The organism is Shewanella sp. (assembly GCF_047975355.1).
Classification (GTDB): domain Bacteria; phylum Pseudomonadota; class Gammaproteobacteria; order Enterobacterales; family Shewanellaceae; genus Shewanella.
The window spans coordinates 40,861-52,564 of the sequence record NZ_JBKEDJ010000033.1; the positions used below are offsets into that span (position 1 = coordinate 40,861).

Genomic DNA, 11,704 nt, shown 5'->3' on the forward strand with positions numbered 1-11,704 from the left:
ATATCATCAACAGTCAACTGCCGTTAATCCTTAATCCCTAGCTGTTTTAACTTGCGATACAAGGCATTACGGCTAATCCCCAAACGCTTGGCGCATTGGCTCACATTGCCATCGCAGGCACGGTAAGCCTGCAACACATTCAAATTAATGGTTCCGTGGAGCGAGTCGATGGTGATGGAGCTAGACTCAACCAGCTCGTGCGGATGCGCCGTAGCTTCTGCTTCGACAACTTCAGTTAAAGTTTGGGGCTCACACGCCAGATTCATTAGCTTTTGAGCAAGGTAATCGGGGAGATGATCTATCTCGAGTACAGCCTCACCTTCGGCCATCAAACAAGCCACCTGCATTAGGTTATCCAGCTCCCTTAGGTTGCCGGGCCAATCGTAACGCATTAGCTGCGCCAACAACTCAGTACACAAGGTTTGCACGCTGCTGCGGTGACGGCGGTGCAACTTATGGATGATGCGCTCAATATCCTGCCGCTCACGCAGCGCAGGCAGCCGCACCTGCAATCCATTCAGGCGATAAAACAAATCCTGACGGAACAATCCCTGTGCCACCAGCGACTCTAAATCCATATGTGTAGCGGCGATGATCTGAATATCGACCTTAAAGCTTTGATTACTGCCGACGGGAACCACCTCGCGCTCCTGCAATACCCGGAGTAAACGGCTCTGCGCCGCCAGTGGCATCTCGCCAATTTCATCGAGGAACAAAAATCCGCCGTGTGCCTGGCGGATCTTACCGATAAAACCAGTTCGATTGGCGCCAGTAAAAGCCCCCGCCTGATAACCAAATAACTCAGACTCAACTAACTCAGCAGGCAAGGCGGCGCAGTTCACCGCCACCAAGGGCTGCGCGCGGCGGGTACTCTGGGCGTGGAGCTTTTTCACAAATTGCTCCTTACCGACACCCGTTTCACCAAGCACAAGTAGGGGGATCTGCTTAGTAATCACCTTATTCGCCTGCTGCCAGGCACGCTCAAGTAATGGGTCGCGAAACCTGACGCCTAATTGGTTCAAGGGTTTATCTTGAAGGGTTCTGGTACTTTTCGTCTGTGTCAGTGCCAATGCCTGAGTCTGCACATGCAGCGCCGAATCGCGGTGAAAGCCCCCCGCTCGCGCCCAATTGTCGCCGAGGTGTTGCTCTAAACTGTCACCCAACTTGGCTTGGCTCAGCAGTTGTTTAGCCATGGGGTTGCAAGCCACGATCCGCCCATCACTGCTAGCGATAACTATGCCTTGCCAACCGGAATTTAATAGACTCGCCTGCGCCGCGAAATCGATTCGATAATGACTATCGGGCAGATGACACAGCAGCGCCGTTTCGACCTGCTGCGCCAGACTCGACACTAGCATCAAGGTTTGCTGCGAATGCCGTTGCTGCTCACTGGTAATATCGAGCACTCCGAGCATCTCACCTTGGTGCGAAAAAATCGGGCAAGCGGTGCAACTCATAAAACGGTTTTGGCGGATAAAATGCTGCTCGCCGACCACTGACACCGCCTGCTTGGCCGTGAGCGCCGTGCCTATTGCATTGGTGCCCTTATACTTTTCGAGCCAGTTGACCCCAATATCGAGCGCCACATCAGCCAGCTTGCTGGAATAGCGGCTCACGCCCCAATGTTTAAGCACATAACCATCGGCATCGGAGAGCAATAATCGACTATTGGAGTGCGCCATCAGTTGATTAAATAGCGGCAAGGCATGGGATTGTACTAATTCGATGAGCTGCTGATATTGTTCATGTTTATGTTTGAGCTCCGAACGCGTGAGCCGAAGATCCTCACCGGCACGAAACTCTGACAAGCCAGCACCTAAGCTGCGCTGCCATGAATCAGTTAACCATGCCTGTGTGGTTGGAAAATGCGGTTTTACTGTCATAGCCAAGCTCCCCGAGCGCTGCTCCATTTCGGCACACTCACGGTGTGTCGTTGGATGACAAAATGACCACAGGGCACCTTTCCTTCCGTGAGTGCCCCTATTATTTTGGATCTGCAAAATTAGCTTTTCATCATACTGTTAGCTCAACAAGTGTACAACTCCTGCCAGTTTGGCACTGTCCTTGCGATGTCTGTTTATACGCAGCGCTCAAGTGTTGCGTAAGAGAACAGCAACTTAATCAATAGCTTTGTCAGTCAACTCGATTGGCAAAGGATAAAAATAACAACAGTGCTTAAACCCATTTCAACAAGACCCATTGCTGAGACGCTGCACAATTTGCGTTTTCGGTAATCACAGAAGGAAAACACTATGATCTATGCTCAACCCGGAACCGCTGGTGCCATCGTTAACTTTAAAGAAAAATACGCCAACTTTATCGGTGGCAAATGGGTCGCCCCAGTCAACGGCGAATACTTCGATAATCGCTCCCCCGTCAATGGTCAAAACTTCTGTAAAATTCCCCGCTCCGACTACCGCGATATCGAACTGGCGCTCGATGCTGCCCACGCCGCTAAAGATGCTTGGGGCAAAACCTCAGTCACCGAGCGTGCGAATTTACTGCTGCGTATCGCCGATCGCGTTGAGCAAAATCTTGAATACTTAGCCGTTGCCGAAACCTGGGAAAACGGTAAAGCGGTGCGTGAAACCCTCAACGCCGACTTACCTCTGTTTGTCGACCATTTCCGTTACTTCGCTGGCTGCATTCGAGCCCAGGAAGGTAGCGCCGCCGATATCGATGGCAACACCGTCAGCTACCACTTCCCAGAGCCATTGGGTGTCGTCGGGCAAATCATTCCGTGGAACTTCCCACTGTTGATGGCGGCATGGAAAATCGCCCCCGCACTCGCCGCGGGCAACTGCGTGGTACTCAAACCCGCCGAGCAAACGCCCGTATCTATCCTTGTGCTGCTTGAACTGATTGAAGATCTGCTGCCGCCCGGCATCCTCAACGTCGTCAACGGTTTTGGCGCCGAAGCGGGTCAAGCCCTCGCCACCAGCAAACGCATCGCTAAACTGGCCTTTACTGGCTCCACCGAAGTCGGTTACCACATCTTAAAATGTGCCGCCGAATCGCTGATCCCATCGACAGTCGAACTCGGCGGTAAATCGCCTAACCTGTATTTCGCCGATGTGATGGACCACGAAGACGAGTATTTAGATAAAGCCGTCGAAGGCATGTTGTTAGCCTTCTTCAACCAAGGTGAAGTCTGTACTTGCCCATCAAGGGTGCTGATCCAAGAGTCGATTTACGATCGCTTTATCGAAAAAGTGCTCGCCCGTGCGCAAACCATCAAGCAAGGCAACCCGCTGGATACCGCCACCCAAGTGGGCGCACAGGCCTCCCAAGAACAGTTCGATAAGATCTTAAGCTATCTCGCGATTGGTAAAGATGAAGGCGCGCAGGTGCTCTTAGGCGGCTCGCTCTGCCAGCTCGAAGGCGAGCAAAGCAAAGGCTATTACATCAGCCCAACGATCATGAAAGGCCATAATAAGATGCGGATTTTCCAAGAGGAAATCTTCGGTCCGGTTATTTCGGTCACCACCTTCAAGGATGAGGCCGAAGCCTTGGCAATTGCCAACGATACCGAATACGGCCTTGGTGCGGGTGTATGGACTCGGGACATGAACCGCGCCCAGCGTCTAGGTCGCGGCATTCAAGCGGGTCGCGTTTGGATTAACTGCTACCACGCCTATCCGGCCCACGCGGCCTTTGGCGGTTATAAGAAGTCGGGCATCGGCCGTGAAACCCACAAGATGATGCTCAATCACTATCAAAACACCAAAAACCTATTGGTGAGTTACGATATCAATCCGCTCGGGTTCTTCTAACCGAGCTGAAACCTTACCTTGATAACAAGAAAGGGCCATTGGCCCTTTCTTTATTTTTATCGAGTTGAACTATAAGAACATACCGCCAGAAGCCTCGATACGTTGTGCGTTTATCCACGCCGCAGCGGGTGACAACAAGACACTGATTGCACCGCCAATATCCTCGGGTAATCCCACCCGTCCCAACGCCGTTTGCTGCGCTAAAAACTCATTCATCTGTCGGTTATCCCGAACGGCACCGCCACCAAAATCCGTTTCGATTGCACCGGGAGCCAGCACATTAACGCGAATGCCGCGTGGACCAAGCTCTTTCGCCCAGTATTTGGTCATGGTTTCGACCGCGCCTTTCATGGTGGCGTAGGCACCAAATCCCGGAACAGCAAAGCGCGTTAACCCCGTAGAGACATTGATGATACTGCCATTATCGGCAAGCAGAGGCAGCAATGCCTGAGTTAAGAAGAAAGGCCCTTTGACATGGATATTCATCAAGGTATCGAACTGCTCCATACTGGTTTCAGCCATGGGCACATGAATACCAATCCCAGCATTATTAACTAGATAGTTAAAACTATCCCGTTGCCAAGTCTGTTCGAGTGCGGTTTTAACGCGTTGAGAAAAATCGCTAAAGGACTGGCTATCACCCACATCTAACGGTAACGCAACAGCCTTGCGTCCGTGCCATTCAATTTCCGCAACCACCTCGGCGGCCGCTGCAGCATTACTTTGGTAAGTTAGAATAATATCAACACCTTGTGCAGCTAAGGTCAGGGCCGCATTTTTACCTAAGCCACGGCTTGCACCGGTGATCAGCGCGATGGGAGTTGTGTTCATTGTGTATCCTCTTCATTCATCTATGTTAATGCCGCCGCACAGCATGGCGATTCCACTGCACACAGCTTATTACTTGCACAAAGAGGGATAAACACACTATAAATGGCAAGACTGTTAGCTATTAGAGAACAATTGCGATGCAAGATAGACTACAAGCCATGCAAATTTTTATGCGGGTGGCTGAATTAGAGAGTTTTACTCAAGCCAGTATCAGCCTAGGTCTGTCGAAAACCCATGTGTCGAATGTGGTAGCTCAGTTCGAAACCGCGTTAGGCGCACGTTTACTACAACGAACCACTCGCACGGTGCGTCTCACTCAAGATGGCATAAGTTGTTATGAGCGCTGTAAAAACTTGCTCACCGACTATCAAGAACTAGAAAGCCTTTTCCAGCTGCAGGCGGCGCAAGTTTCCGGTCGCTTAAGAGTCGATATGTCCACGGGGATTGCGCGTAACTTAGTGCTTCCCCATCTTCCTGACTTTATTGAGCAATATCCCCAAATTGAGTTGGAGCTGAGCAGTACCGACCGCAAGGTCGATATCGTCGCCGAAGGTTTTGACTGCGTGATCCGCGTAGGCAGCGTGCAGCAAGAAGGCGTTATCGCTAAAAAAATTGGCCACTTTAAGATGCTGAACTGCGCTAGCCCAAGCTACATCGCAAACTACGGCAAACCATCGAGTTTAGAAGATCTTAGCCAAGGGCATAAGCTCATCCACTACGTTGGCCAGTTGGGCGGTAGCGATTCAGGATTTGAGTATCTAAGCCAAGATAATCACGAACTATGCGCCCTAGCCTTACCTAAGCTAATCACTGTCAATAATGCCGATGCCTACAGCGCGGCCTGTCTGGCTGGTTTAGGGATTATTCAAGCGCCGAATATTGGGGTGGCAAAATATCTCCAAACTGGCGAACTGATAGAGATCTTGCCAGATTACCCAGCGCCCTCAATGCCAGTGAGCTTGCTCTATCCCCATAGACGCCATCTTTCTAAACGCCTTCAGGTATTTATGGCTTGGTTAACCGAGTTGCTGACGCCTTTTTTAGTATCGCGTTAACGGCCAGCCTCGATATTCGCTAACCGCTGCGACAATTCTGCCAACGAGCTTGCCGTGCGGGGATCGCTCTCAGGCTCGACCACGGGGTTAAATTCGAGACGTGGTCCGCCGAACCTACCTAAACGGCTTGGCAGAATATGCAAATCCCAGACTAACTGATCGTAGTAATGCAGCCGCAGGCCATTATCCGCAACTGGCCAATGGGCATAGAGTAAAAACGAATGATAGCTCTGCGAGAGGCTGCGACTCGCCACTAATTTAAAGGATGCATCGAGCAGGCTGCACTCGGTCGATTCTTCAAAGGGGCAATCGTAGGAGGTCAGCAGTAAATAGCCTTGGGTGCCATTGGGCAAAGTGCAGCAGTACTGGGCCTCAAGCTGCCTTCCCGCAATCTTAGCGCCAGTAGCTTGTTGATTGAAATACAAAGGCTGAGTGAGCGCCTCGGTATCGGACACTCGCAGTGTGAAGGCTGTTATCGGCTGCATGTTGTATCCTCCCTGTGCCTTGAAATCGCTAATTTCGCTTCCAATACAAGCCCATCAATATCAGGTATCCCACAAAATACGCTAGCAAGTCGAGTGGGTCGAAATGGCTACCAATCACGATTCGCGCCAAGCGATTGCCGCCCAGCCCCAGCTTGTCCACTAAGCCCCAATACTGACCAAATTCGATACCGAAGGCAAACAGCAGCACAGCCAGTGCCAACCATGGCGTGTGCCAAAACCGATTGATTGACTCCCCTTTTGCATTCACCACGGGCACTAGTGTTCGCGCCATGCAAAACAACAGGATCACCACTAACACGTCACCGACAAAACCGCGTATAAACCCCGGAGGCGCAAAACGCGCGATCAACACTTCGATGATAAACAGCAACACCGCATAAATTAAAAAAGATTTTCGATCGGGCCGACGGCTAAAAAGATGGACTGGCATAAACGGTTAATCCCTTACATCTCGAAGATGAAGCGGAAAAATCTAGCTGAATACCAATATCTTAACAAGCTTAGTTCGATGGATTTCTCACTTATTTACTCAGTTCGCTCATCAGAACACCAGACAAGTTCACTCCGCAAAATTTAAGCGCCGTTTAAGTTTGGCTTTAGTAGCCTGCAAGTACACCACCTAAGGAGCAACAGATCATGTCCTCAAATATGCAGCAAAACATCAAAGTCTGGGATCCCTTGATCCGTATCTTTCACTGGTCATTGGTGGGCTTTTTTACCTTAGCCTACCTCACCGAAGGTGAAGACGAATGGATGAATATTCACAGTTACGCTGGCTACAGCATCTTAACCCTGCTGGTATTTCGCCTGTTATGGGGCGTGATTGGCACTCACCATGCGCGTTTTATCAACTTTGTTACCCGTCCGAGTATCGCATGGGCTTACCTGAAGGAACTCTTCACGGGCAAGGCTAAGAATTACATCGGCCACAATCCCGCAGGCGCACTCATGATAGTCGCCCTGCTCCTCAGTATAGGGTTCACGGGCTTCTCTGGCATGGCACTTTATGCCACCGATGGCCAAGGTCCACTGGCCACAAGCTTTTTCGCCACTTGGCCCGAGGGAACACTGAAGGAAGTGCATGAGTTTTTCGCCAACTTCAGCCTGTTTCTTATCGTCACCCATGTCGGCGGCGTGATCGTCAGCAGCCTGCTGCACAAAGAAAACCTCGTCAAAGCCATGCTGACAGGTAAAAAGCAGCGCCCGCTGATCCAACAAGATGAACATCAATAACCACCACAATCCGACCATTCAAAGGAGTTAGAGATGAACAACAACCTGAATAAAAGCCTGATGGGATTGACACTCACTGTGGTACTGCTCAGCAGTGTTAATGCCAGCACCGCCAATACCAAGGTCGCCAGCTTGCCACTCAGCGCCGAGCGAATCGGCTTACAACTGCAACAATATCAAGCACAAGGCGCAGGCCCCTTTAGTGCCGCGGCAGGACAAGCACTGTGGCTACAGCAGAGTGAGGATCGCAGCTGTGCCAGTTGCCACACCGTCAAAGTGACAGACCCAGGTATGCATCAAAACACCCGAAAGCCCATCGAGGCCATGGCGCCGTCGCTCACCAGTAACCGTTTAACCGATGCTGCCAAGATTGAGAAATGGTTTACCCGCAACTGTAACTGGACCTTTAAACGCGAGTGCACGCCTCAAGAAAAAGGCGACGTACTGCTGTGGCTGAGTTTGCAATAACGGCTTTATTAACATCCATTTTAATCAGTAAAACCTAAGGAAATACCATGACTAAACAAGCCCATCCCCTAAGTTGGATTGTCGGAACCACACTCACCGCCCTCGCCCTTGCGATAGGCGCCGTAGGGCTTAGCTTAACCTTTACCAGCACAGGTTATGCCGACGATGGTCGCGAGCTGAATCAAGCCATTCCACAAAATGCAGAGTACTCGGCAGAATGCGGCAGCTGCCATATGGCGTATCCCGCAAATTTACTGCCCGCCGACAAGTGGCAGGCAATTACCAGCAACCTAAGCAACCACTTTGGTGATGACGCCAGTCTGTCGCCTGAAGCAACGGCTAGAATTGAGCAATATCTCGTTCGACATGCTACGCAAAATGGTAAGGTGATGAAAAATAGCAAACCTTTGATTGCCGGAATGGGGCCGCAAAAAATTACCGAGCAGGCATTTTTTATCCGTAAGCACGATGAGATCCCAAGACGCATGGTGCAAGATAACCCTAAGGTCGGCTCATTCAGCCAATGTAGCAATTGCCACAACCTCGCAGAGAAGGGCATATTCGATGAAGATACCGTTAATATTCCTGGCTTTGGCCGCTGGGATGATTAACAGCCCAAGCTGTCTAGCCCATGATGAAGACCTCTCCAACAAAGTGGTCGAATGGGTGAAGGAGGGTAAAGTATTACCCTTCGACACCATAATGCAACGCTATGAGTCGCGCCTTAAGGGACGCCTGCTCGACCTCGAGGTCGAGCAAAAACACGGGCGCATCATCTATGAACTCGAAGTCCTGCGTGACGATGGTATCGTCTATGAGATTAAGATAGATGCCAAAACGGGTGAATGGCTTAAGGAAAAGGTCGACTAATGCGCTTACTCTTGGTTGAAGATGATTCCGACTTAGTGGCTCGCCTCATCCCCGCCCTTAACAAGGCGGGCTACACGGTTGAACATGCCAATAACGGCATCGATGGCGCCTTTCTTGGTGAGGAAGAAGCCTTCGAAGCGGTGATCCTCGATTTAGGCTTGCCCGGTAAGCCGGGCTTAAGCGTACTGAGCCAATGGCGCCAAAAGGGTCTGCTGATGCCAGTGTTAATTCTTACGGCTCGCGATGCTTGGCACGAACGCGTCGATGGCCTTAAGGCCGGCGCCGATGATTATCTCGGCAAACCTTTCCATGTTGAGGAGCTGCTAGCCAGATTAGAAGCGCTGATCCGCCGCCACTTTGGCCGCGCCGATAATCTGCTGCAACATGCAGGCGTCTCCCTCGATGTGGATAAACAAGCGGTGACCAATGCCGAAGGAGAAGTTATCGAGCTCACTAAAATTGAGTATCGCCTGCTGCATTATTTAATGGCCAACCCAACTAAGATTGTGTCCAAATCCGAGTTAAGTGAGCGCATTTACGAAGAGGAACAAATCAAAGACAGCAATGTGATTGAAGTGTACGTCAACCGACTCCGCCAACGCCTTGGCAAAGATTATATCGAGACGCGGCGCGGCCAAGGCTATCGACTCAAGGATGCATAAGCGTGTATTCACTCAAGGCTTATCTCACCCGCAACCTGCTTATCACCCTCACCTGCGCCATGGCGCTATTGCTGTATTTACTATTTCAAGGCATCCAAATCTTAACCCAAGACTTTGTTGCCTCGCGCCTGCAACATGATGCCGATAGCCTGATCTCCGCCCTAGAACCGCAAGCCGACGGCACTTGGTCACTAAGTGCAGACCGACTCCCCAATGTCTATCACAGGGTCAACTCGGGCCACTACTTTGCAATTAACATTGGTGAACAGTTATTACGTTCACGCTCGCTGTTTGATCATGTCGTTTCACTCCCCAGTCTCAAGGTTGGAGAGCAGCAACTGGTTACTCAATACGTGGGACAGGAACACTGGCTGATGTTCAGCCAGACCATAGTGAAAAATGGGCAAACCATTACCCTGTGGGTAACGGAAGACATTAGCTCACTCGAGCAAACCCAACTACGCTTTTTAGGCTTTGCGACGGTTGTGGTGCTACTGACCATTATGATCCTGCTATTTGCGCAGCGTTTGTTGCTCAAGCGCGGCTTTAAATCGCTTGAGCAAATGCCAGACGCTATCAGACAAATGCGACTACATGGGCAAGAAATCGATACCCAGCACACGCCAACAGAGATTAGCCCTTTGATTGAGGAAATCGAGCGCCTAATCAACCAACTGGGGCAAAGGGTACAACGCTCACGCAATGCCTTGGGCAATCTTGCCCACGAAATGAAACGCCCTCTGCAAGGGCTACAATCCTATCTCGATAGCCTAGCGCCAGAGCAAAGATGCGAAGGCAGCAAGGTACTCACGGATCTACACCATATTATTGAGCGAGAGCTTAAGCGCACTAAAATCGTCGGGCTTTCAACCCCTGGGCGATTCACCGTGCTCAATGACGATCTGCCGCCACTTATCCAAGTGATGCAACGCATCTATCCAGAACGTCAAATCCGTTGTCAGTTTGATAAAACACTGGTCATGCCCTTCGATCGGGACGACTTACTGGAACTGCTTGGCAATCTGCTCGACAACGCCTGTAAACATGCGCACCAACACATACAGCTTTATATTAAGCAGGACAATGCCAGTAATCAGGCGTATCAAATTGTGGTCAGCGACGATGGCGAAGGCGTATCCGATAGCGATTTAGCGCTGATTACGGAGCGAGGGATTCGGCTCGATGAGAGTATTCAAGGCCATGGCTTAGGCCTGTCGATTTGCAAAGATATTGTCGAGAGCTATCAGGGAGAACTTAGCTTTACGCATTCAACACTTGGCGGGTTAAAGGTTAGCGTGATATTACCTCAGCCGCATTAAACGCACAGCAGAACGTCTACTGTGCGCAGGGCATTACGACTTGTAAGGCATAGGGCCAAGATAATCTTTCTTACCCACATCCACACCGTTATGGCGCAGAATCGCATAGGCCGTCGTCACATGGAAATATAAGTTCGGGATAGCGTGTTCAATCGCAAACTCATAACCCGTTAAATACTTGCCTTCCCAACGCGGTTGGGAGACATGGATTGTCGCCGCATCGGCAAAATCCGCCTCAGTAAATTGGTTTAAGTACTCGATAACAGAAGCAATACGCGCCTGCAGCTCAGGCAGAGTTGTTTCAGTATCATCATGCTTAGGCACAGTCTCTAAATTCCCTGTCAGACGCGCGACCCCAATCTTAGCGGTATCACAGGCAATCTGGATCTGACGGATCAGATTAAATTGATCGGGTGCTAGGCGGGAATTCAATAATACCGCCATATCCACCTTCTTCAAGTTGGCAAAAATCTCACCCTTCTCCAGAATAAGACTCAAGTTTTTCAGCATTTTGCTAAATTGAACAGCCGTTAAATCATAAAGCATGACATAAACTCCTGTGATAAACGCCACTAGATTGCAGCACTTCAGAATATCTTGGGGCAAAAGAGGCGATTTCAACAAGACAAGATAAAGATTTATTTCATTTTTAGCTAAATCATCAGCGCTAATGGATATAAAACAGGACAGGAAAGTAAATGTTTAAGCAGCCTAAACGAAAAAAGCCTCTGCATTGCTGCAGAGGCTTATCTCTTAATGTTGGCGGAGCGGACGGGACTCGAACCCGCGACCCCCGGCGTGACAGGCCGGTATTCTAACCAACTGAACTACCGCTCCTTTAACTTAACGTTCGCACATTAAGCTAAATTAGGCGCTTGGCGATGACCTACTCTCACATGGGGAGACCCCACACTACCATCGGCGCGATTGCGTTTCACTTCTGAGTTCGGGATGGGATCAGGTGGGACCACAATGCTATTGTCACCA

The 11,704-nt window shown here is 50.4% G+C and carries 13 protein-coding genes, 1 tRNA gene and 1 rRNA gene; 8 read left to right on the forward strand and 7 right to left on the reverse strand.

Going from position 1 to position 11,704, the window contains the following annotated elements; genetic code table 11:
- Positions 1-23: 23 nt before the first annotated feature.
- Complete coding sequence (locus tag ACK5NH_RS11080) at positions 24-1,883, reverse strand: sigma-54-dependent Fis family transcriptional regulator (protein ID WP_416920096.1); 1,860 nt, start codon at positions 1,881-1,883, stop codon at positions 24-26.
- Between the two features lie 369 nt (positions 1,884-2,252).
- On the opposite strand from ACK5NH_RS11080, the gene ACK5NH_RS11085 reads away from it, so the two are divergent.
- Complete coding sequence (locus ACK5NH_RS11085; protein WP_011621057.1) at positions 2,253-3,773, forward strand: aldehyde dehydrogenase family protein; 1,521 nt, start codon at positions 2,253-2,255, stop codon at positions 3,771-3,773.
- Positions 3,774-3,842: 69 nt separating this feature from the next.
- On the opposite strand, the gene ACK5NH_RS11090 is transcribed toward ACK5NH_RS11085, so the two are convergent.
- Positions 3,843-4,604 (reverse strand): SDR family NAD(P)-dependent oxidoreductase, encoded by a 762-nt coding sequence (locus ACK5NH_RS11090; protein ID WP_011627507.1) that lies wholly within the window; start codon positions 4,602-4,604, stop codon positions 3,843-3,845.
- Positions 4,605-4,741: 137 nt separating this feature from the next.
- Here ACK5NH_RS11090 and ACK5NH_RS11095 point away from each other — a divergent pair, with 137 nt between their 5' ends.
- The gene (locus ACK5NH_RS11095; RefSeq protein WP_416920099.1) at positions 4,742-5,659 is read left to right on the forward strand and encodes a LysR family transcriptional regulator; all 918 of its coding nucleotides are present in this window, start codon (positions 4,742-4,744) and stop codon (positions 5,657-5,659) included.
- Here the strand turns inward: ACK5NH_RS11095 and ACK5NH_RS11100 are convergent.
- Complete coding sequence (locus tag ACK5NH_RS11100; protein WP_416920101.1) at positions 5,656-6,144, reverse strand: hypothetical protein; 489 nt, start codon at positions 6,142-6,144, stop codon at positions 5,656-5,658. The genes ACK5NH_RS11095 and ACK5NH_RS11100 overlap by 4 nt on opposite strands.
- Positions 6,145-6,172: 28 nt before the next feature.
- Positions 6,173-6,595 (reverse strand): DUF2809 domain-containing protein, encoded by a 423-nt coding sequence (locus ACK5NH_RS11105; protein WP_416920103.1) that lies wholly within the window; start codon positions 6,593-6,595, stop codon positions 6,173-6,175.
- Positions 6,596-6,801: 206 nt separating this feature from the next.
- Here ACK5NH_RS11105 and ACK5NH_RS11110 point away from each other — a divergent pair, with 206 nt between their 5' ends.
- Genes ACK5NH_RS11110 through ACK5NH_RS11135 form a run of 6 tightly spaced genes read left to right on the forward strand, consistent with a single transcriptional unit; the run spans position 6,802 to position 10,717 of the window.
- Positions 6,802-7,398, forward strand: coding sequence for a cytochrome b/b6 domain-containing protein (locus ACK5NH_RS11110; protein ID WP_416920106.1), 597 nt, complete (start codon positions 6,802-6,804; stop codon positions 7,396-7,398).
- A gap of 33 nt (positions 7,399-7,431) precedes the next feature.
- Positions 7,432-7,866, forward strand: a complete 435-nt coding sequence (locus tag ACK5NH_RS11115) for a DUF1924 domain-containing protein (protein WP_416920108.1) — start codon at positions 7,432-7,434, stop codon at positions 7,864-7,866.
- Positions 7,867-7,913: 47 nt separating this feature from the next.
- Complete coding sequence (locus ACK5NH_RS11120; protein WP_416920110.1) at positions 7,914-8,477, forward strand: diacylglycerol kinase; 564 nt, start codon at positions 7,914-7,916, stop codon at positions 8,475-8,477.
- Complete coding sequence (locus tag ACK5NH_RS11125; RefSeq protein WP_416920112.1) at positions 8,470-8,736, forward strand: PepSY domain-containing protein; 267 nt, start codon at positions 8,470-8,472, stop codon at positions 8,734-8,736. Before ACK5NH_RS11120 ends, ACK5NH_RS11125 begins: the two co-directional genes overlap by 8 nt.
- On the forward strand, positions 8,736-9,398 hold the full coding sequence (locus ACK5NH_RS11130; RefSeq protein WP_416920114.1) for a winged helix-turn-helix domain-containing protein: 663 nt from the start codon (positions 8,736-8,738) through the stop codon (positions 9,396-9,398). Before ACK5NH_RS11125 ends, ACK5NH_RS11130 begins: the two co-directional genes overlap by 1 nt.
- A 2-nt stretch (positions 9,399-9,400) precedes the next feature.
- On the forward strand, positions 9,401-10,717 hold the full coding sequence (locus ACK5NH_RS11135; protein ID WP_416920116.1) for a sensor histidine kinase: 1,317 nt from the start codon (positions 9,401-9,403) through the stop codon (positions 10,715-10,717).
- Between the two features lie 33 nt (positions 10,718-10,750).
- Here ACK5NH_RS11135 and ACK5NH_RS11140 read toward each other — a convergent pair whose 3' ends face one another.
- The 3 genes from ACK5NH_RS11140 to rrf form a co-directional block, all read right to left on the reverse strand.
- Positions 10,751-11,263, reverse strand: a complete 513-nt coding sequence (locus ACK5NH_RS11140) for a DUF1993 domain-containing protein (RefSeq protein ID WP_416920118.1) — start codon at positions 11,261-11,263, stop codon at positions 10,751-10,753.
- Positions 11,264-11,477: 214 nt separating this feature from the next.
- Positions 11,478-11,554: transfer RNA gene (locus tag ACK5NH_RS11145), tRNA-Asp, on the reverse strand.
- Between the two features lie 36 nt (positions 11,555-11,590).
- A 5S ribosomal RNA gene (gene rrf / locus ACK5NH_RS11150) occupies positions 11,591-11,704 on the reverse strand; the annotation flags it as partial.

Coding starts and splice junctions, on each gene's coding strand:
- ACK5NH_RS11125 (WP_416920112.1), top strand. CDS start 8,470: ATGATTAACAGCCCAAGCTGTCTAGCCCATGATGAAGACCTCTCCAAC.
- ACK5NH_RS11110 (WP_416920106.1), top strand. CDS start 6,802: ATGTCCTCAAATATGCAGCAAAACATCAAAGTCTGGGATCCCTTGATC.
- ACK5NH_RS11090 (WP_011627507.1), bottom strand. CDS start 4,604: ATGAACACAACTCCCATCGCGCTGATCACCGGTGCAAGCCGTGGCTTA.
- ACK5NH_RS11115 (WP_416920108.1), top strand. CDS start 7,432: ATGAACAACAACCTGAATAAAAGCCTGATGGGATTGACACTCACTGTG.
- ACK5NH_RS11080 (WP_416920096.1), bottom strand. CDS start 1,883: ATGACAGTAAAACCGCATTTTCCAACCACACAGGCATGGTTAACTGAT.
- ACK5NH_RS11100 (WP_416920101.1), bottom strand. CDS start 6,144: ATGCAGCCGATAACAGCCTTCACACTGCGAGTGTCCGATACCGAGGCG.
- ACK5NH_RS11095 (WP_416920099.1), top strand. CDS start 4,742: ATGCAAGATAGACTACAAGCCATGCAAATTTTTATGCGGGTGGCTGAA.
- ACK5NH_RS11085 (WP_011621057.1), top strand. CDS start 2,253: ATGATCTATGCTCAACCCGGAACCGCTGGTGCCATCGTTAACTTTAAA.
- ACK5NH_RS11120 (WP_416920110.1), top strand. CDS start 7,914: ATGACTAAACAAGCCCATCCCCTAAGTTGGATTGTCGGAACCACACTC.
- ACK5NH_RS11140 (WP_416920118.1), bottom strand. CDS start 11,263: ATGCTTTATGATTTAACGGCTGTTCAATTTAGCAAAATGCTGAAAAAC.
- ACK5NH_RS11130 (WP_416920114.1), top strand. CDS start 8,736: ATGCGCTTACTCTTGGTTGAAGATGATTCCGACTTAGTGGCTCGCCTC.
- ACK5NH_RS11105 (WP_416920103.1), bottom strand. CDS start 6,595: ATGCCAGTCCATCTTTTTAGCCGTCGGCCCGATCGAAAATCTTTTTTA.